The sequence below is a fragment of the Nitrospirillum pindoramense genome (genome assembly GCF_007827955.1).
GTDB classification, from domain to species: Bacteria; Pseudomonadota; Alphaproteobacteria; order Azospirillales; family Azospirillaceae; genus Nitrospirillum; species Nitrospirillum amazonense_B.
Map to the genome: position 1 here is coordinate 24,699 of NZ_VITR01000022.1, position 20,300 is coordinate 44,998.

11 protein-coding genes are annotated in these 20,300 nt (G+C 68.4%); 5 read left to right on the plus strand and 6 right to left on the minus strand.

What is annotated here, in order from left to right; genetic code table 11:
• Positions 1-85: 85 nt before the first annotated feature.
• The gene (locus tag FBZ90_RS25665) at positions 86-2,260 is read left to right on the plus strand and encodes a TonB-dependent siderophore receptor (RefSeq protein WP_145736209.1); all 2,175 of its coding nucleotides are present in this window, start codon (positions 86-88) and stop codon (positions 2,258-2,260) included.
• Positions 2,261-2,828: 568 nt separating this feature from the next.
• Positions 2,829-4,496 carry a 2-isopropylmalate synthase gene (gene leuA / locus FBZ90_RS25670; protein ID WP_145736211.1) on the plus strand — a complete coding sequence of 556 codons (1,668 nt, stop codon included), beginning with the start codon at positions 2,829-2,831 and terminating at the stop codon, positions 4,494-4,496.
• Between the two features lie 68 nt (positions 4,497-4,564).
• Here leuA and FBZ90_RS25675 read toward each other — a convergent pair whose 3' ends face one another.
• Both FBZ90_RS25675 and FBZ90_RS25680 read right to left on the minus strand, forming a co-directional pair.
• Complete coding sequence (locus tag FBZ90_RS25675) at positions 4,565-5,902, minus strand: LLM class flavin-dependent oxidoreductase (RefSeq protein ID WP_145736213.1); 1,338 nt, start codon at positions 5,900-5,902, stop codon at positions 4,565-4,567.
• A 153-nt stretch (positions 5,903-6,055) separates the two neighbouring features.
• Positions 6,056-6,436 carry a tautomerase family protein gene (locus FBZ90_RS25680; RefSeq protein WP_145736215.1) on the minus strand — a complete coding sequence of 127 codons (381 nt, stop codon included), beginning with the start codon at positions 6,434-6,436 and terminating at the stop codon, positions 6,056-6,058.
• A gap of 145 nt (positions 6,437-6,581) precedes the next feature.
• Here FBZ90_RS25680 and FBZ90_RS25685 point away from each other — a divergent pair, with 145 nt between their 5' ends.
• The 3 genes from FBZ90_RS25685 (at position 6,582) to mgrA (ending at position 10,158) form a co-directional block, all read left to right on the plus strand.
• The gene (locus FBZ90_RS25685; RefSeq protein ID WP_145736217.1) at positions 6,582-7,046 is read left to right on the plus strand and encodes a MarR family winged helix-turn-helix transcriptional regulator; all 465 of its coding nucleotides are present in this window, start codon (positions 6,582-6,584) and stop codon (positions 7,044-7,046) included.
• A 215-nt stretch (positions 7,047-7,261) separates the two neighbouring features.
• Complete coding sequence (locus FBZ90_RS25690) at positions 7,262-8,944, plus strand: methyl-accepting chemotaxis protein (protein WP_145736218.1); 1,683 nt, start codon at positions 7,262-7,264, stop codon at positions 8,942-8,944.
• Between the two features lie 170 nt (positions 8,945-9,114).
• Complete coding sequence (gene mgrA, locus FBZ90_RS25695; protein ID WP_145736220.1) at positions 9,115-10,158, plus strand: L-glyceraldehyde 3-phosphate reductase; 1,044 nt, start codon at positions 9,115-9,117, stop codon at positions 10,156-10,158.
• A gap of 264 nt (positions 10,159-10,422) precedes the next feature.
• Here the strand turns inward: mgrA and FBZ90_RS25700 are convergent, their stop codons facing one another.
• The 4 genes from FBZ90_RS25700 to FBZ90_RS25715 all read right to left on the minus strand — a co-directional run bounded on the left by FBZ90_RS25700 (position 10,423) and on the right by FBZ90_RS25715 (position 20,235).
• Entirely contained in the window at positions 10,423-11,334 is a 912-nt protein-coding gene (locus tag FBZ90_RS25700) for a glycosyltransferase family 2 protein (RefSeq protein WP_186456047.1), read from the minus strand.
• Between the two features lie 181 nt (positions 11,335-11,515).
• Positions 11,516-13,192, minus strand: a complete 1,677-nt coding sequence (locus tag FBZ90_RS25705; protein WP_145736223.1) for an alpha-L-fucosidase — start codon at positions 13,190-13,192, stop codon at positions 11,516-11,518.
• An 84-nt stretch (positions 13,193-13,276) separates the two neighbouring features.
• Positions 13,277-15,382, minus strand: coding sequence for a penicillin-binding protein 1C (gene pbpC, locus FBZ90_RS25710; RefSeq protein WP_246130879.1), 2,106 nt, complete (start codon positions 15,380-15,382; stop codon positions 13,277-13,279).
• Positions 15,379-20,235, minus strand: coding sequence for an alpha-2-macroglobulin family protein (locus FBZ90_RS25715; RefSeq protein ID WP_145736225.1), 4,857 nt, complete (start codon positions 20,233-20,235; stop codon positions 15,379-15,381). Before FBZ90_RS25715 ends, pbpC begins: the two co-directional genes overlap by 4 nt.
• Positions 20,236-20,300 lie beyond the last annotated feature (65 nt).

Here is a 20,300-nt window from a genome sequence, read left to right on the forward strand (position 1 = left end):
TCCCCATCACAAGAATGCAATTGCGATCCGTTATCACTCTCACTATGAAGGAGCCCGTCACCGCCCTTACCTAACGGACCCACCGATGAAAACGCGCGCCGCCGTGTCGCTCCTGGCCCTGCTGACGGCCTTGCACTATTCCCAGCAAGCCCAGGCCGCCGATGCCGTCAGCGCCCCTGCGGATGCGGTGACGGATGCGACGGGAGCCGACTTTGGGGGCACCGACGCCGGCCAGGAAAAGGCGCTGGACGACATCATCGTGAGCGGCACCCAGGCCCCCTCCTTCAAGGCGGAGGTGGTGCAGGTCGGCGCCTTCCGGAACCAGTCGCTGCTGGACACGCCGCTGACGGTGTCCATCCTGCCGCGCGCCCTGCTGGACGCGCAGGGGGCGCAAGGGCTGGACGACGCGCTGCGCAACACGCCGGGCATCACCCAGCAGTCCACCAGCCCCCTGACCAGCAACAACTTCGTATCGCGCGGCGTGCTGATGAACGCGCGCACCAACTATCGCCTGAACGGCTCCCTGCCCATCATCAACCTGGGCCCCATCCCCATCGAGAACAAGCAGCGGGTCGAGCTGCTGAAAGGCGTGTCCGCGCTGTACTACGGCATCAGCACGCCGTCGGGCATCGTCAACGTGGTGACCAAGCGGGCAGGCCCCGACCCCGTCACCAGCTTCACCATGAACGGCGACGGCAACGGCAGCTTCGGCAGCGGCTTCGACATCGGGCGGGAGTTCGGCGACCACAATGAGTATGGCGCCCGCATCAACGGTTACGCCTCGCGCATCGGCACGCCGGTGAACGATGTGGACGGCCGCCGCTGGCTGATGAGCGGCGCCTTCGACTGGCGTGCCACCGAGCGCCTGACCTTCAAGCTGGACACCGAATACTATCGCCGCGAGATGGATGAGCCCGGCGGCGTCACCCTGCCCAGCGCCGTGGGCGCCAAGAACGGCAATGGCGGCACCATCATCCTGCCCGCCGTGCCCGATCCCACGCAGCGCCTGGCGCCGCTGAACGCCCCCTACAACACCTGGGCCACCAACGTGGTGGGCCGCGCCGACTACACCATCACCGACGACTGGTCCGCCCGTGCGGAGTTCGGCGTCGCCTCCACCCGGCGGCAGCGCACCATCGCCAACTTAGGCTCCGTCAACCTGGCCACCGGCGCCGGCACCATCACCGGCACCTACACGCCCGACCAGGAATATCGCAACCAGAACCTGCGGCTGGAGGTGTCAGGCAAATTTGACACCGGCCCCATCAACCACGAACTGCTGCTGGGGTTCAGCCGCAACCGCCAAACCCAGGAGGACCAGCACCAGCAGTCCTACGTCGGGGTGAAGCAGAATCTGTACGACCCGCTGACCATCCCCTATGACAGCCTGAAGTTCACCACCACCAAGCTGAACGCCGGCAGCGTGAACATCGACACCGGCGGCTATGTCATGGACATGGCGCACCTGGGCGAGAGCTGGCTGCTGATCGCCGGCGCCCGCTATGTCGACTATGACACCGCCTCCACCGCCCGGAACTACGCCGTGCAGACGGTCACGCCGACCGCCGGTCTGGTCTACAAGCTGACACCGAAGTCCAGCCTGTACGCCACCTATATCGAGGGGCTGGAGAGCGCCGGCACCGCACCCGACGGCACCACCAATGCCGGCAGCATCCTGGACCCGGTGGTCAGCAAGCAGGTGGAGGCGGGCGGCCGCATGGAGGTGGGCGGGGCGATGATGTCGCTGGCCTGGTTCCATATCGAGCGGGGCCTGGCCTACACCGACATCCACAACACCTATGTCGTCAACGGCACGGCCGTGCATCAGGGCGTGGAAGCCTCCGTCCAGGGGGAGGTTTTGCCCGACGTGTCGCTGCTGGTCAGCGGCCAGTATCTGAACGCCCTGCAGGAGAACACGGGCAACGTCTACCAGGACGGCCGGCGGGTGGAGAACACGCCACGCTGGTCCGGCTCCGTCTTCGCGGAATACCATCCCGACTTCCTGGGCGGCGTGGCCCTGAACGCCGGCGTCTACTACACCGGCGACCGGGCGGCGGAGGCGCAGAACCGCGCCTATCTGCCCGCCTACACCACGCTCAGCCTGGGCGCCAGCTACAAGACCGTGGTGCGGGGAAGCGGGCTGACCCTGCGCGTCAACGCCGACAACGTGACCAACGAACGCTATTGGGCCACCGGCGGCACCACGCTCTATGCCGGCATGCCGGCGACGGTGCGCTTCTCCGCCACGCTTGATTTGTAAATTCATCAGGCGCCGGCAGGCCCGTCCGGGCCTTTGGCTGTCCTCGATTTCCAGTCCACTCCGTTCCCCGGAAATCTCCGGCGGACGCGGTCGCGTCCTACACGAGCATGAGCGCAGATCATGCTCGTGCTCCACCTCGGAGAGGCTTAGACCAAACATTGTCGCTATCGCCCCGGCATCGACCCTTTGATGCCAGGGCATGGCTGTCCTTGAAATTTCGTAAGCGTGTTCGCTTGACACGCCGCCCGGATGCCGGTTTTATCCTGGGCATCATGACCGTGACCACGACCACCCTGCTGCTCCTTATGAACCCGGCCTCCTGAGAGGACCGGGCATTTCGTCATAAGGTTGCGTAAGGTTCGTGAGTTTTACCCATGTCATGTGATATCGCCCCCTGGGCCTTTTCTGCCAAAGCCAGCATCGCCGCCGCCAGCGCCCAGCCGCTGACCCTCGCCGCGCGCCTGCGCCTTACCGGCGGTCGCCGGGCCTGACGGCCATCCGGCGGCTGTAGGTTTGGCCGTATTCACCTCCCCCGACTGAATACCCTTAAAGCAGAGACGCCCTGACCATGTTGCGCGATCCCTCCACCAAATACCGCCCCTTCGCCCACGCCGACCTGCCCGACCGCACCTGGCCGTCGCGCGCCATCACCCGCGCGCCGCGCTGGCTGTCCACCGATCTGCGCGACGGCAACCAGGCCCTGATCGACCCCATGGACGCGGAGAAGAAGCAACGCTTCTTCGACATGCTGGTGCGGATCGGCTTCAAGGAGATCGAGGTCGGCTTCCCCTCCGCCTCGCAGACGGAATTCGACTTCGTCCGCAGCCTGGTGGACGGCGGCAAGGTCCCCGGCGACGTCACCATCCAGGTGCTGACCCAGGCGCGGCGCGACCTGATCGAGCGTACGTTCGAGAGCCTGCGCGGCGCCCCCCGCGCCATCGTCCATATGTACAACGCCATCTCCCCCGCCTGGCGCCGCATCGTCTTCGGCATGGACCGGGCCGGCATCAAGGACATCGCCGTCAAGGGCGTGACCATCATGCGCGAGCAGGCGGAGAAGTATCCCGAGACCGACTGGATCTTCGAATACTCGCCCGAGACCTTCAGCACGGCCGAGCCCGACTTCGCCCTGGAGGTGTGCGAGGCCGTGCTGGACGTGCTGCAACCCACGCCGGACAAGCCCGTCATCCTGAACTTGCCGGCCACGGTGGAGGCCGCCGGCCCGCACATCTACGCCGACCAGATCGAGCGATTCTGCCGCCAGATCAGCCGCCGCGACAGCGTCATCATCAGCGTCCATCCCCACAACGACCGGGGCACCGGCGTGGCGGCGGCGGAACTGGCCGTGCAGGCCGGCGCCGACCGTGTCGAGGGCTGCCTGTTCGGCAATGGCGAGCGCACAGGCAATGTCGACCTGGTGACCTTGGGCCTGAACCTGTACACCCAGGGCGTGGACCCGGGCCTGGACTTCTCCGACATCCAGTCGGTCGTCCAGACGGTCCAGTACTGCAACCAGATCCCGGTGCATCCCCGCCACCCCTATGCGGGTGAGCTGGTGTTCACCGCCTTCTCCGGATCGCATCAGGACGCCATCAAGAAGGGCTTCGCCGCGCAGGCCGGGCGCAACGACCAATTCTGGGACGTGCCCTACCTGCCCATCGACCCCACCGACCTGGGCTGCGGCTATGAGGCCGTCATCCGCGTCAACAGCCAGTCGGGCAAGGGCGGCATCGCCTGGGTCATGGAACAGGACAAGGGCCTGAAGCTGCCCCGGCCCCTGCAGATCGACTTCAGCCGCGTGGTCCAAGGCTACGCCGACGAGACCAGCCGCGAGCTGACCGCCGCCGACATCTGGTCCATCTTCCAGGACACCTACTGCCTGACCGGCCTGCAGCGTTTCGAACTGATCGACTATCAGGAAACCGGCGCCGCCGGCAGCAAGGAGCGCATGTTCGTCGGCCGCATCAGCGTGGGCCGGGAGGAACGCAGCGTCAGCGGCCGGGGCAATGGCCTGCTGTCCAGCGTGCTGGCCGCGCTGAAGGCCGATTGCGGGGTGGAGCTGGACATCGTCGATTACCAGGAACACGCCATCGGCCACGGCGGCGACGCCCGCGCTGCCGCCTATGTCGAGTGCCGCACCGGCGACGGCCGCAAGGTCTTCGGCGTGGGCATCGACACCGACGTCGCCACCGCCTCCGTCCGCGCCGTGCTCAGCGCCGCCAACGGCGCCGGCTGAGCCCAAAAGAAAGGACGGGTGGCGCCCCAACGCCACCCGTCCGCTCCCCGCGCCTCAAGGGATCGCGGTCAGGCGGCCCCCCGCGCCGCCTTGGCGGCGGTGAAGCGGTTGACCGGCACCTCCAGCCCCAGATTGTCGCGGAAGGTCTCGCCCTCGTACTCCCGCCGCAGCAGGCCGCGGTCTTGGAGGATGGGCACCACCGTCTCCACGAACACGTCCAACTGCTTAGGCAATGCCTCGAAGAAGACGAAGCCGTCGGCGGCCTTGGCTTCCAGCCAGTGCTGGAACTTGTCGGCGATCTGTTCCGGGGTGCCGACGAAGTTGCCGCGCGGGGTGGCGAAACGCTGGGCCACCTGGCGCAGGGTCAGGTTGTCCGCCTTGGCGGCCGCCACGATCTTCAGCACGGCGCTCTGGGTGCTGTTGTACGCATCGGCCCCGACCTCGGGGAAAGGCGCGTCCAGGTCGTATTGGCTGAAGTCATGGTCGTTGAACGGCCGGCCCAGCATGGACAGGGCGTTCTCGATGGACACCAGGTTGGCCAGTTCCTGGTACTTGGCCTCGGCCTCCGCCTCGGTGGCGCCCACCACCGGCGCCACGCCCGGCAGGATGAACACCTTATCCGGATCGCGGCCGAAGCCGGCGGCCCGCGCCTTCACGTCGGCGTAGTACGCCTGTGCCTCCGCCAGGTCGTCCTGGCCGACGAAGATGGCGTCGGCATGCTTGGCGGCGAAGTTCTTGCCATCCTCCGACGCGCCGGCCTGGAAGATCACCGGCTGCCCCTGGGGCGAACGGGCGATGTTCAGCGGTCCCCGCACCTGGAAGAACTCCCCCTTATGGTCCAGGGTGTTGAGCTTCTTCGGATCGAAGAAGACGCCGCTTTCCTTGTCATGAACCAGGGCGTCATCCTCCCAGCTGTCCCACAGGCCCTGGACCACGTCCAGATACTCCGCCGCCAGGCGATAGCGCTGGTCATGGGCAAGGTGCTGGGCCTTGCTGTAGTTGGCGGCGCTGCCCTCCAGCCAGCTGGTGACCACGTTCCACCCCGCCCGGCCGCCGCTGATATGGTCCAGCGAGGCGAACTGGCGCGCCACGGTGTAGGGCTCGCTGTAGCTGACCGTCAGGGTCCCCACCAGGCCTATATGGCTGGTCGCGCCCGCCAGCGCCGACAGGATGGTCAGCGGCTCGAACCGATTCAAATAGTGGGGACTGGATTTCTCGGTGATGTAGACGCTGTCGGCCACGAACAGGAAGTCGAACTTGCCCCGTTCCGCCACCTGTGCCTGGCGTTTGTAGAAGGCGACATCCGTGCTGGCGCCGGGCTGCGCGTCGGGATGGCGCCAATCCCCCCAGGTCCGGCCAACGCCGTGAAGGATGAAGCCCAGTTTCAACTGCTTGCCCGCACTCATGATCGCCTCCGCTGATGTCGAGGCGGTCAGCATCCGGGCGGGACCGGCGCCACACAAACGAGTCTTCTCAAAGAGGGTGTTGAGTGGCGCCGGAAATAGTTGCTTTTCAGAACTTTTTGACCTGCGGGCGCAGTTCCCCTCCCCGGTCTTGGATCACGCGTACTGCGCTTCGCCGTTGCCGAAGGACCAGTTCTCCTTGGGCACCTCGACCAGGTTGATGAACACATCCTCGCGCCGCAGTCCAAGGCGCGCGTGCAGGCCATCGGCCACCGCCTTGTAGAAGGCCTTCTTCACCTCCAGCGTCCGGCCCAGGTTCAGGGTGACTTGGATGATCACCGTGTCGCGGGTGCGATGAATACCCAGATAGGTCGGATCGGCCACGAAGTCGCTGTCACCATGTTCGGTGATGATCTGGAAGCGATCGTCCTTGGGCACGTTCAGGGTGCTGAGCATAGCCTCGTAGATCACTTCGCCGATGGTATGGCGGTATTCGGCGGACTTGCCTCTGACGAGGTCAATGCGGGCGAGTGGCATGGGTGTTCCTCCGGTTGCGGGCGACCCCGAACGGGATGCCCGAGCATGAGCATGTCGTATTTACGGGTAATTGCCCATATGGCCGTTGACAGCGCACCCGCAGGCGCGCCTGATACGCTGGCGCCCGTTTCCACCAGGACCGTTCATGCCTGATACCGCCCCCCTCGCCGACGCCCCGTCCGAGCCCACGCAGTGCAACTGCGCCGCTTTGCGCCAGGCCTCACGCCGACTGACCAAGTTCTATGACGCGGCCCTGGCGCCCACCGGCCTGGGCATCAACCAGTATTCCATCCTGTCCCGCCTGAACCGCCATGGGCCCAGAGGCATCCAGGATCTGGCGGCCCTGCTGGCCATGGACAGGTCCACCCTGGGGCACCTGCTGCGCCCGCTGGAGAAGCGCAACCTGGTGCGCCTGACCATCACCCCGGCCGACAAACGCCGCCGGGTCCTGGTGCTGACGGCGGAGGGGCGGGATCTGATCGCCCAGGCCCAGCCGCTGTGGGCGGCGGCGCAAGCACGGTTCGAGCACGCCTTCGGCAGCGACGACGCCCTGACCCTGCGCACCGTGCTGCGCCAGGTGGAAACAGCGGACCTGGCGGAGCCGGTGTAGTAAAGGCGCCGCCCCTGATCGGCACCAATTAGATAAAATCCCATCTAATGATAGCAAGATAGCGGCAGAACGCCGCAGCCCGCCTACGGGCGACAGGATAGGCGGCTAACCACGGTAGCAATTGGACAGGTGCATCCCAGAACCTCTCCCCATAACGAGGCATCTCTTTTGGGGAAGGTATAGGGACAACAGCGCAATCCACTGCAGGAGCCGCCATGCCGCGTCTTGTCGATCTTTCCTTACGTACCCGGATATTCTGGGCCTTCGCGCTGGTCCTGCTCGTGACCCTGGGCCTGGGGCTGTTCGCCCTGGAGCGTCTATCCCGTATCGAACGAGCCGCCGCGGACCTGGGAACCGATGCCCTGCCCTCCATCGTCGCCAGCAATGAACTGCTGCAGGGCGTATTGGAGGCCCGGCGCTTCCAGCAGGGCATGTTGCTGGCCACCGATGACGCGGCGCGGGCCGAGCAGGAAAAGATCGTTGCCCAGGAACTGGATCGCGTGGCCAAGGGCCGCCGGGCCTACGACCCGCTGATCACCATCGAGCGGTCGCAGATGGACCAGTTCGACCAACTGTGGCCGCAGTTCCTCGCCTCTTCCACCCAGGTCGCCGACGCCCTGCGCAAGGGCGACCGGGAGACGGCGTTGAAGCTCTACGCCGGAGCAAACCGGGAACAGACGCGTGCCCTTATCAAGGTGCTGACCGACGCGGCTGACCTTAACTATCGCGCCGGCCAGGATGCTTACGCCCTGCTGAGCCGAACCACTGGCAGTTCGCGCCTGGGTACGCTGGTGGCGCTGGGCTTGGCCCTGGCCGTAGCCTTCGGCGCCGGCGCCGTCACCGTGCTGACCACCGGCCGCCCCACCCGCCTGCTGACGGCGGCGATGACGCGACTGAGCCAGCGGCAGTTGGATACCGCCATTCCCGGCGCCGACCGCCAGGATGAGATCGGCGCCATGGCCCGGGCGGTCCAGGTCTTCCGCGACGGCCTGGTGGAAGCCGACCGCTTGGCGGCCGCCCAACGCGAGGCGGAGGCGGCCAAGGCCCGCCGCGTCGCCGCGATCGACAGCCTGGTCAGCGACTTCGACCGGCAGTCCTCCGACATCCTGCGGCAGTTCAGCGGCGCCGCCGCCGAGTTGGACGCCGCCGCGCAGAGCATGTCCGGCGTGGCGGGGGAAACCAACCGCCAGTCGGCCAGCGCCGCCGCCGCCGCCGGGCAGACCACCGCCAACGTCCAGACGGTGGCCGCGGCGGCGGAGGAGATGGCGGCCAGCATCGCGGAGATCAACCGCCAGGTGGTGCACGCCCAAGCCATCGCCAGCCGCGCCAGCATGGACACGCGGGAAACCATGGCCACCGTCGCCGGCCTGACGGACGCCACCCAGCGTATCGGTGAGGTCGTTACCCTGATCCAGACCATCGCGGAACAGACCAACCTGCTGGCGCTGAACGCCACCATTGAGGCGGCGCGCGCCGGTGAGGCCGGCAAGGGCTTCTCCGTCGTGGCGGCGGAGGTGAAGGGCCTGGCCAACCAGACGGCCAAGGCGACCGAGGACATCGCCGCGCAGATCATGGCCGTGCAGCAGGTGTCATCGCGCACCGCCAGCGCCATCCAGGCCATCGGCACGGTGATCGAGGAGGTGAACGGCATTTCCACCTCCATCGCCGCCGCCATGGAGCAGCAAGGCGCCTCGACCACGGAAATCAGCCGCAATGTCGGCCAGGCCGCCACCGGCACCCAAGGCGTGGCCGACGCCCTGGGCGCCGTGACCCAGGCCGCCGGGCAGGCCGGTGCCGCCGCCACCCAGGTGTTGGGTGCCGCCCACGACCTGTCGGAACAGTCGGACGTGCTGCAAGCCCACGTCAGCCGTTTCCTGGCCGCGATCAAGGCGGCTTGAAGGCAAGCGTCCTGCGGCTGAGACAAGAGGGCCGGCAACGGTTGATCCCGTTGCCGGCCCTCTTTGCGTTTCGGGAGGGCGGCCTCGCGGCGTTAATCACTCCCGCCTTGGAGCCCACCGGCGATCCCCTTATGGTGCCCCGGTCACCGCCCCTAGCTGGAGCCTGAGACATGCAATCCCTCTACCGTGCCGCCGACGACCGTTACGAGGCCATGCCCTATCGCCGCTGCGGGCGCAGCGGCTTGGACCTGCCCGCCATCTCACTGGGCCTGTGGCACAATTTCGGCGGCGCCGACGTCTTCGAAACCGGCCGCGCCATCCTGCGCCGGGCCTTCGACCGCGGCGTCACCCACTTCGACCTGGCCAACAACTACGGCCCGCCCTATGGCTCGGCGGAAGAGAATTTCGGCCGGGTGATGGCCACCGATTTCCGCCCCTACCGGGATGAGATGATCATCTCCACCAAGGCCGGATACGACATGTGGCCCGGGCCCTACGGCATCGGCGGGTCGCGCAAGTACCTGATCGCCAGCCTGGACCAGAGCCTGCGCCGCATGGGCCTGGAGTATGTCGACATCTTCTATTCCCATCGTGTCGACCCGACCACGCCGCTGGAAGAGACCATGGGCGCCCTGGCCCAGGTGGTGCGCCAGGGCAAGGCGCTGTACGTCGGCATCTCCTCCTACTCAGCCGACATGACGGCCAAGGCGGCGGCGCTGCTGAAGGAGATGGGCACGCCCTGCCTGATCCATCAGCCCAGCTATTCCATGCTGAACCGCTGGATCGAGGGCGGCCTGCTGGAAACCTTGAAGGATGCCGGCATCGGCTGCATCGCCTTCTCCCCGCTGGCACAGGGCCTCCTGTCCAGGAAGTACCTGAATGGCGTGCCAGCCGACGCCCGCGCCGCCAAGGGCGGTTCCTTCAAGGAAGAGCTGCTGACGCCGACGGCGCTGGCGCATGTGCGCGCCCTGAACGCCATCGCCGAGCGGCGCGGCCAGACCCTGGCGCAGATGGCCATCGCCTGGGTGCTGCGCGACGCCCGCGTCACCTCCGCCCTCATCGGCGCCCGCACCGTGGCCCAATTGGACGACAGCCTGGACGCGCTGAAGAACCTGACGTTCACGGACGCGGAGCTGGCGGAGATCGACGCCCACGCCGTCGATACCGGCCTGAACATCTGGCAGCGCTCATCCGACGCCAGCACGCCGGAGTGATACCCAGGTGGCACGAGAGGGCGCCTCGTGCCGCTGCAGCCCGCGACCGCAGGCGCCGGATAAAGCGATGCCCGCGCCCTGGATGATGGGCGCGGGCATCAAGTCTGGCGGTGCGGCAGGGGCCGCGGGGTCCGCCCATGGGGAGGAAGGCGACGGGGTGATAAAAGTGCGGGGGGCACCCCGCCGCCGCCTGGAAAAGGTACGCCGGATGGCATCCTGGCGCTTGCACACCTCATCGCCCTTTTGTCTGAAAGGGGCGTCGTTTCAGCCCAGGAGGCGCGCCATCTCCGCCTTCACGGCCGGAACGTGGCGAAGCAGGGTCACATCCTCCTCATCATTCAGGTCCTGACGGCGGAAATACGCGTCGTCCAATCCTTCATGCTTGTGCGGGTGGTGATCCGGGTACGGGGCCCGCCCCCGCGCCCGCTTGCGCTCGAACTCCCACCGCGACTTGACGGAATAGTGATGGATGTACAGCCGGGCGTGGGAAATGTCGGGCGTAAAGGCGTGGTCGCGCAATTCAACGGCGGCCCCCAGGTCATCGACATAGCGCCACCCCTCCCGCAGACGTCCGGAATGGATGAGCATGCGGTCCACGGCGGCCGTCCGCGCCAAGGTCTTCATATGGACATGCCCATTGTGCCGTGCCGGAGCGCAACGGGTGAAGCGCTCGGTCACCAGCCGGCCATCGGGTTCCAACTGCCCGCTGGAACCGAAGTAGCGCCAATTGACCGCGACCGCCCCCACGCCGGGGGCGGCACCATAGTTCGCCGCCAGCGCCGGCAGGGAAAGCCCTTCCCGGCTGACGACGAATTCATCGGCGTCGATGAACAGCGCCCAGTCGGTTTCCGCCCCGAAGTAGGTCAGGAAATGGTTGTAGGCGCGCAGTTGCGGCCCCAGCGTCGTGTTTCCCCACCAATCGAAATCCTGCGGATTGGGAAGCGACATCACGACATCGCGAGCTTCGGGGAAAAGCAGCGTGGCGTGCCCGGCGGCCGACGGCCAGTCCACGACGGTGATGCCGGCGCATGCGGCGATGCGGTCCAACAGCAGACGCGTGCCATCGGTGCTGCCATTGTCATAGATGACGAAGCGGTCAACCCCCATCAGCCGGTAGTAGGCGACCCATTCCAGCAGAAAATCGCCTTCGTTCTTGACGATGGCGCAAATGCTCACGCGGGGCAACCGCACGGCCGGGTTGTTGATTTCGACATGCCCTACGCACTGTTCCCAGCCCGCTAAAAATTCGATCTCTTCCATTACCCTTTGCCACCCGCGCCCCGGGAATAAACTATAAAAGCGAGGTGACGCGCGGAACCAGTATGCCCTCCGCCATAACACGGAGGGGCTAACCCGCTCAGCGTTCGATGCGGTAGACAAAGGCGTAGTCGCCGGGCGCCTGTTTAGGCACTATCAGGTGCAGGCCTTCCCCATCCTGGTGGAAGGAAATGGTTTGGCCGGCCCCACCATCCAGCAGGATGACGGCCTTGACCGGTTCGCCCGCCGGCAGGGCGTGGATGACGGCCCGCCCGTCCTCCGGCCAGCCCATCTCGATGGCGTAGAGGGTGTCACCCTTGACGGTGAAGCGGAAATCCTCCGGCCCTAGGGGCCTGTCCGTCTCTCCCTCCTTGAACGAGCCGCTGGCCATCTGCGCGGGCCCCTCGCCGAATTGGCGCCACGGCCGGGTGCCGTAGATGGCCTCGCCATTGGTCTTCAGCCAGGCGCCGATGGCCCGCAGCCTGTCCTGCGCCTCCTCCGGGATGGTGCCGTCGGCGCGCGGGCCGATGTTCAAGAGCAAATTGCCGTTCTTGGACACGATGTCGGCCAGCAGGTGGATGACCTTATCCGGCGACTTGTAGCGCTCCCCCTCGATATAGCCCCAGCTGTAGTCGCCCAAGGATGTGCAGGTCTGCCAGACGCGGGGCTGGATATCGGGCATCAGCCCCCGCTCCACATCCGCCACACCGCTGGCGGCCGCCAGCGCCCCCTCCTTGTAATTCACCACCGCCGACGCCCCGCGCCGGCCTTGGGTGTTGTAATAATAGGCGAGGAACTTGGGCAGGGTGGTGCGGAAGGCCGGATGGCTGATCCACCAGTCAAAGTAAATGAGGTCGGGGTGGTAATCCTCCACCAGTTCCGCCGTGCGCGCCAACCAATCGTCCAGCCAAGCGGTGGACACGTAGGTGAAGTCGCCCGTCATCTGGGCGTCGCCCGTATCCTCCGCCGTCAGGCGCGCCTGCGCCGGGCCGTAGAGGTCGGCGTAGCGCGGGTCATTCACGTCCGACGCGATCTTGCGGCCCTCGCCAAAGAACCAGTCATGTTCCGCACGGTGGGAGGACAGGCCCAGGTGCAGGCCCTGCGCCCGCACCGCCCGCGCCAAGTCACCGATCAGGTCGCGCTTGGGGCCCATGCGCAGGGCCGACCAGTCGGACAGGCGGGTGGCGTACATCGCGAAGCCGTCATGATGTTCCGCCACCGGCACGACATAGCGGGCACCCGCCGCGCGGAACAGGGCGGCCCAGGCGCGGGGATCGTACTTCTCCGCCTTGAACAGGGGGATGAAGTCCTTGTAGCCGAACTTGTCCGGCGGGCCATAAACGGCCAGGTGGTGCTGGTATTCCTTGCTGCCCTGCATGTACATGCGGCGCGAATACCATTCGCTGCCGAAGGCCGGCACGGAATAGACGCCCCAGTGGATGAAGATGCCGAACTTGGCATCCGTGTACCATTGCGGCACCTGCCAGGTGCGTAAGGAGTCCCAATCCGGCCGGAAGGGCCCGCCGGCATCGCCCGCCGCCACCTTTTTCAGCAGGGCGTCCCGTTCCCGTGCCCCCTTGGTGGCTTGGCGCCATGTGGCGTCCCTCTGCTCCGGCGTCAGGGACGTCGCGGTGGGGGCTGTGGCGGGCGGCGCCCCGCCTTGCGCCCCCACCATGATGGGCCAGGCTAACGTGGGAATGCAGACGGCGGCCCCCAGCAACAGGGCGCGCACGGCCCCGGAACAGCGATCCACCCGGTGTAGGAATGAAAGCGTCATGGCCGGTGCCATCGGTGGTGGTAGTCGACGAAGCGGAAACAGCCTCTCACATCAGCCATCGCGCGGCTGCATCGAATGCACCCATCATCGTACCCGCACGCTGGCCTTGGCCCGCTGGCCGGCCGCGTCGATGACGGCGATGTCGGCGAAGCCGATGCCATCCGGTACCCAGTCCGCCGCATCCCCGGCGGCCGGCGGCAGAGGCAGGCCGTTGACCAGCCAACGCAAGGGGGGCTGGCCGCCCAGGGCCTCCAGCGGGACGGGAATGGGGGTGCCATTACGCCCTTCCGTTCGTTCCACCTCCGCGCCATCGGGGGGAAAGGCGATGCGCAAGGGGGCCTGGGCTTGCGTCACACCAGGCCCACCCCGGTCGAATAGGGCCAGCGCCGGGGGCAAGGCATGGCCGGGGCCGGCCTCCAGCACACCGGGCGGCGGATCGGGAGGGCCCCCGTGATCCGGCACCAGGTCCATCAAGCGGAACAGGAGCGGCGCGGCGGTATCGCGGCCGGCGGCGCCGGGCCGGGGGGTCCCATCAGGCCGGCCCACCCACACCCCGACCACATAGGCGGGGGTGAAACCGACGGCCCAGGCGTCACGGAAGCCATAGGAGGTGCCCGTCTTGTAGGCCAGCCACCGGCCCCCGACGGCGGCGCGTCCATCGGGCCGGGGCGTGCCCGCCAGGATGTCCGCCACATACCACGCCGCCACCGGGCTCATCAGCCGGTGGCCGGGACGCTTGGCCCCGGATTGGGGGGTCAGCAGCAGGGGCTGGGCCTGTCCGCCATCGGCCAGGTCGGCATAAAGACTGGTCAGGTCCGCCAGGCTCAGACCCAGGCCGCCCAAGGCCAGGGGCAGGCCGGGGGTGGCGTCCGGCCGGGGCAAGGCGACCTGCGCCCCCGCATCCCGCAGGCGGCCCAGGAAACGGGCGGGCCCCAGCCGGTCCAGCACCTTCACCGCCGGAACGTTGAGCGACTGTTGCAGCGCCTCGCGCACCGTCACCAGCCCATGGAACCCGCCGTCGAAGTTGCGCGGCGCGTAGTCGCCGAAGATGGTCGGCGCGTCGTTGATGCGGGTTTCGGGATGCAGGGGTAGCGCCTCGAAGCCCAGGCCATAGAGGAAAGGCTTCAGGGCCGAGCCGGGGGATCGGGGGGCGGCCACCATGTCGACCTGGCCGAAGGGGCCGCTGAAGCTGCCCCCGACATAGGCGCGGGCCTTGCGGCTGCCGACCTCCATGACCAGCACGGCGATCTCGGCCTCGGGCTCCAGCGTGCCCTGGGCATCGCGCACCAGCGCTTCCACCCGGCGCTGCAGGCCGGCGTCCAAGGTACTGGCGATGACGGCACCCGGCGGCGCCGCGCGGCGCAAGCGGTCGGCCAGATGGGGCGCCAGGAAGGGCAGTGGCCGGCGCCCAAGGGGCAACGGCTCCGACATCGCTTCCCGCGCCGCCTGGCGGGTCAGCACGCCGGCGGCGGCCATGCGGCGCAGCAGGCCGTCCCGCCCCGCCCGCGCCGCCGCCGGCTCCAAATCCGGCCGGCGCTTGGTGGGCGACTGCGGCAGCGTCACCAGCAGGGCCGCCTGCCCCGGCGTCAGCGCCGCGGGCGCCCGGTCGAAATAGGCCAGGGACGCCGCGCGTGCGCCCTCCAGGTTGCCGCCGAAGGGCGCCAGGGTCAGGTACATGCCCAGGATGTCGCGCTTGGAGAACCGCGCCTCCAACTGCACGGCCCGCGCCATCTCCACCAGCTTGGCCCACACCGTCCGGGGGCGCGGCTCCAGCAGGCGGGCCACCTGCATGGTCAGGGTGGACCCGCCGGAAACGATGCGCCCGTGGCGGATGGCCTGCGCCAGGGCCCGGGCGAGGGCCAGCGGGTCGACACCGGGATGGTGGTAAAAACGGTGGTCCTCATAGGCGACCAGCAGCTTCAGATACAGCGGGCTGGCCTCCGCTGCCGTCAGGGGCAGCCGCCAGGCGTCGTCGTCGGTGATGAAGGCGCGCAGCACCTCCCCCTTCTCGTCCGTCACCAGGGTGGACCGTTTTTGCCAGCGCGCCAGATCGGGCGGGAACAGCCGGTCGGCCACCAGCGCCAGGACGGCAAGGACCAGCGCCCCGGCCCCCAGACGCCGGGCCCACCGCGCCGCCCGTGCCCGCCCGGGCCGCGCCGGCGGGGAAACGGTGGACGGGTCGGGTGTCACGGCACCGCGTCCACCACGGTGCGGCCGGCGGCGGTGCGGGCAATGGCGCCCGGGTCGTACATGTCCTGGGTGGAGGCGGGGGGCAACGCGAACTGGCCCGGGGTGACCGCCCGCACGATGTAGGCGAAGCGGAAGCCCTGGGTGGGGCCGCTGTCCTCCTCCCCGCCTTCACTTTCGTCCTCATCATCCTCGTCCCGGTAGAACCAGGAGGATTGGCCCGCGTCCAGCACGCCGACGAAGCGATCGTCCCGGGCCTCCGCCACCGCGGCGCGGCTGAGGTTCTTCAACCAGTCCAGGCCCTTCTTGCCCTTGCGGGCCGGACGCAGGACGGACTCGATCTCCCATCCCGCCGGCAGCGGATCGACGGTCACCAAGGTCCGCTTCACAGGCTGCTGCAAGGTGCCGGTCAGCACCACCACCAGCCGCGTGTTGCGTGCGACGTGGTCGGTGCCGGCGGGCTGGCCGTCCAGGGTGTAGACCTCCTTGGTCAAGGTGATGCCCTCGGACACCGGGCCGGGGCTTTCCTTGGGCACGCCGCGCAGTTGCACCGTGCGCCAAACCGGGGCCGCGCCGCTGTTGACCACCCCGAAGCCCGCGGCCATCTGCGCCGGGGTCGGGCTGTAGGTCAGGGCGCGCCCGGTGGCTGCCTTGGCGTAGCCGGTGGTGGTCAGCGTGATGGGCTGGCCCTTGGCCAGGATGGCCTGCGCCGCCAGCAGCAGCCAGCTTTTCTGGTTGGTGTTGTAGTACCACGGCTCCTTGAGGCCCGAGAGCGCCAGGCGCAGCACCGTCTCCTGCAAGGGCGTGTTGTTGGCCTCGGCCGCCACCGCCAGGGTGGCGGCGGCGTCGCGCAGCGGGCTGCTGTAATAATCGCGGGAGGACTGGCCCAGATGCCGCCGCGCCCGCTCGAACGCCACGTCCGCCCGCGCCTTGTCGCCGGACGCCAGCAGGGCCGCCCCCAGTTGGGCATAGGCCAGCGGGCCGGTGGAAAGCTGTTCCCCCGTCACGTCGTGGATATAGCGCAGGTTGGCGGGGTTGGCGTGGCCGCCCCTGGCCAGCAGATACTGGCCATAGACCAGCGCCTCCCCCTCCTGCCCCGTGGCACCCACACCCCGGTCGGTCTGCTGCGTCACCCAGTCGGCCAGCGACTGCATCGCCGTGTCGGGCACGAAATAGCCGGCCCCCCGCGCGCGGGTGAGGAAGTCGAACACGTACATCTGCAGCCAGGTCGATCCCAAGCCGTCGCCCGCCGCCCACAGGCCGAACTGGCCCGTGGTGTCCTGTCGCTGCAACAGCCGGTCTATGGCGGTGTTCACCCGGTTGTCCGGGTCCTTCACATTGCCCTCCAGCCCCAACTGGCGGGCCAAGTCGCGAAAGGCGACCAACGGCAGGGCGCGGCTGGTGGTCTGCTCGGTGCAGCCATAGGGATAAAGGTCCAAATCCTTCATCAGGCCGGCGACGTCGATGCCGGGCAGGTTGGCATAGGACAGCGTGATGCTGCCGGTGCCGGGCAGGAAGACGTCCAGCAGGTTGGACGGCAGGGTGAAGGCCTCGCCCGGCGCCTGCTGGCGCTGCTCGGCCATGACGATGGGCGCCTCCGCCGGGCGCACGGTGATGGGCCACGACCGCTCCAGTTTCAGGCCGCCCGGCCCCTCCACCTGCAGCGTCAGCCCTCCGATGCCGGCCTCGCCGCCGCGCAGTGCCACGGGCTGCACCACGCGCTGGCCGGCGGCCAGGGTCACGGTGCGCCGGGCATCGCCCGCCAGCTTCAACGCGCCATCGGCCACCAGCGTCACGCGATAGTCGCCGACGGCCCCTTCCAGGTTGTGCAGCAGCAAGGTCCCGGCCGCGGTATCGTTGGGCGCCAGGAAGCGGGGCAATATCACCTCCGCCACCACCGGGTCGCGCACCACCATGGCCCCCTCGGCCATGCCCATGCGGTCCTTGTCCAGGGCCACCGCCATCAGGCGCAGGCTGCCGTTGAAGTCCGGAATGTCCAGCGTCACCTTCCCATGGCCCTTGCCGTCCAGCGGCACCAGGCCGGAGAACAGGGCGACGGTGCGGGTGGGGACCACCGGCAGGCCGGCCCCGCCCGGCGACCCATCGCCCCCCTGGCGCAGCACGCCGGTCTGCCCCGCCTGGCTTTCCAGCAGGCGGCCGTAATCGTCGCGCATCTCCGCCGCCAGCTTGCGCTTGGCGAAGTAATGGGCCAGGGGATCGGGACTGCGGAACCGGGTCAGTTGCAGGATGCCCTCATCGACCGCCGCCACGGTGACGTAGGCCCCCGCCCCCGCGCCCGCCGCGTCCACCTGCACGTCCACCTTCTGCCGGGGACGCAGGGTCTTGGGCGCGTTGATGCTGACCGTCAGCGCCTTGGGGGCGGAATCCACCGGAATCCAGGCCAGTCCAACCGCGCGCACGGGCTGATGCCCCACCACCTTGTCCGCCGGCCTGACGAAGGACACCAGGGCATAGGCGCCGGCGCCCCATTCCGCCTTCACCGGTATATCCACCGTCACCGGCTCCGCCCCCACCGCGCGGGTGGTCAGGACGTGGACCTCCTGGCCGGCGACCGCCACCTGCATCTGCCCGGCGAAGGGCGGTTCGATACGCAGGTGCGCGGTGTCGCCAGCGCGGTAGGCGGCCTTGTCCAAGGCCGAGGGCACGACGTCGGGCGCGTCCGTGCTGGCGCCCGCCATGTACCAGCCGCTGTAGAAGGGTACGGTGGTGACGGCGCCGTTGGCGGGATTTTCCACCAGCAGGCGGTATTCACCCCACTCCAGCCGTTGGCTGAGGCGCGCGGGCTTGCCAGCGTCCAGGTCCAGGGTGCCGCTGGCCACCGTCTGGTATTGCGCGCTGGACTTGTAGGACCACTGGTACCCGCTGCGATACCAGGTGTAATGGCGATCCACCAGGCTGACGGTGTAGCGCAGCCCCTTGACCGCCTGGGGCGCGCCCTGGCCGTCCACCGCCAAGATGTCGAAATCGGCGTTGCCCCCCTCCCGCACCCGATGGTTGGCGAAAAGGGGGCGCACGCCGACGAAGCCCGCCCGGTAATTGACCGGCAGCGCCGTCTGGTCGCGTGTCACCCGGCCGCCCGGCTCGACCACCGCCACGGTCACCACGGCGCGCAAGGGGGCGGTCGCGGTACCGGCCTCAGGCACGGGGAACTGCACCTGGGCCTTGCCCTCGCCATCGGTATGGGTATCGACGGCCGACGCCGTCTGCGGCTCGAACTTGTCGTCATCGCGGCCGAACGCGAAATCGGTCCACTTGGCGAAGGGCTTGTCGTCGCGCTCCAGCCGCACCTCGCCACCGACCGGCAGGTCCCCGGCCGCGGCGCCATAGAGAAAGCGCGCCTCCACCGGCAGGGTCGCGGCCTGACCCGCCGCCAGAGTGGCGGCCGGTGCCTTGCCGATGGTCACCTTCAGGCGTTCGGGGACGAAATCCTCCACCTGGAAGCTGCCGCTGCCCACCACCGCGTCGCCGCCGGCGACATAGAGGTCGATCTTCCATTCCCCCCGGGGTGCGGCGGCGCTGATGGGCACGTCAACGGTACCGGCCCCGCTGGCCAGCTTGGCCGTCAGGTGGGCCGCCTCCACCCCATCGCTGCGCCGGACGACGATTGCCAGGGTGTCCACGGCGCTGGTGCGGATCTGCGCGTCCCGCAGCATGAAGGCGGCATGCACCACCTCCCCCGGGCGATAGATGCCCCTCTCGGTGTAGACATAGGCGTCCAGGGGGCCGGGGTCGGGCCGGCCGTCGGCACCGCGCGCGCTGAAGTCAAACGCGGCGCGATCCAGCGACAGGGCGGCGAAATCGGCCGGCGAGCTGGCGAAGGGAATGAGTGAGGGACCGCCGGCGAACGCCTCCACCAGGGCCGGCCGCGCGCCGCCCTTGCCGCGCAGCAGCCCGATGGGGAAATGGGCGATGCCATCGCCATCGGTCTTGGCCTCCCCCAGGGTGCCGGAATCGTGCGCCACCAGCACCACGCGGGCACCGGAGATGGGCGTGGCCTTGGCCAGCGACCGGGCGACCACCGTCAGGCCATCCCCACCCGTCAGCGCGGTCAGCGCCATGTCGGTCTCAACCAACCAGCGTGCGGCCGTGCGGGCCTCGCGCTCCTGGTAGGGCATGTCATCCCGGTTCTTGGCCAGCTTCTCGTCCTCGACCACCAGCAGGTAGGCGCCGGGTTGCCGGTCCTTCAGAACCTGGTCCAGGGGGAAATTGGTGACACTGCGCTTGTTCTGCTGGCCCTTGGTGTCCATGGTCCCGGTCCATACCGGGCGCACCTTGTCGTTCACCAGGCTCTCGACACTCCAGCCCGTCGGATCCTGGTTCAGAGACAGGTTGGTCAGGGCGGTTTCCGGAGCGCGGTAGAGGCTGAGCGTCACCCGGGGAATGTTCACCGTCTCCACCCCCACCCCGGCATTGCCCACCCGGGGCAGGACATAACCGGTGCCGGCGACGCGGACACTGCCCGGCAGGTCGTGCATCACCAGGCGGAAGGTCAGGTTCTTGGGCAGGACGGCACCGTCGGCGGCCGGCAGGCCAGCGCGCACGGTGACGCTGTAGGCCTTGCCCGGCTCCAGGCCGCTGAGACACAGCTGTCGGTCACTGGCCGTCACCGCGATATCCGCCGCCGGCTCCAGAGCGACGAAGGCGGACAGGTCGCCCCGGTTTTCCGCCAAGGGGGCGTTGAACCAGACGCAAGCGCCGCTGGCATCGGTATCGCTCTGCGCCAATGCGCCGGATGGCGCCAGCATTCCCGCCGCCATCGCCGGGCCGCACCAGGGCGGGGCCAGCAGCAGGATTGCGGTGACCAGATGGGCGACCAACGCGGCGCAGCGTCCCATGCGAGACCCCGGGATATGAGGGAAGCGAGGCGGCGAAGAGCCACGACGCCCGATCCTGGCGACGG

What these genes read in the sequence shown, in the direction of transcription:
- FBZ90_RS25665 (WP_145736209.1), top strand. Translation starts at nt 86, where the DNA reads ATGAAAACGCGCGCCGCCGTGTCGCTCCTGGCCCTGCTGACGGCCTTG.
- leuA (WP_145736211.1), top strand. Translation starts at nt 2,829, where the DNA reads ATGTTGCGCGATCCCTCCACCAAATACCGCCCCTTCGCCCACGCCGAC.
- FBZ90_RS25675 (WP_145736213.1), bottom strand. Translation starts at nt 5,902, where the DNA reads ATGAGTGCGGGCAAGCAGTTGAAACTGGGCTTCATCCTTCACGGCGTT.
- FBZ90_RS25680 (WP_145736215.1), bottom strand. Translation starts at nt 6,436, where the DNA reads ATGCCACTCGCCCGCATTGACCTCGTCAGAGGCAAGTCCGCCGAATAC.
- FBZ90_RS25685 (WP_145736217.1), top strand. Translation starts at nt 6,582, where the DNA reads ATGCCTGATACCGCCCCCCTCGCCGACGCCCCGTCCGAGCCCACGCAG.
- FBZ90_RS25690 (WP_145736218.1), top strand. Translation starts at nt 7,262, where the DNA reads ATGCCGCGTCTTGTCGATCTTTCCTTACGTACCCGGATATTCTGGGCC.
- mgrA (WP_145736220.1), top strand. Translation starts at nt 9,115, where the DNA reads ATGCAATCCCTCTACCGTGCCGCCGACGACCGTTACGAGGCCATGCCC.
- FBZ90_RS25705 (WP_145736223.1), bottom strand. Translation starts at nt 13,192, where the DNA reads ATGACGCTTTCATTCCTACACCGGGTGGATCGCTGTTCCGGGGCCGTG.
- FBZ90_RS25715 (WP_145736225.1), bottom strand. Translation starts at nt 20,235, where the DNA reads ATGGGACGCTGCGCCGCGTTGGTCGCCCATCTGGTCACCGCAATCCTG.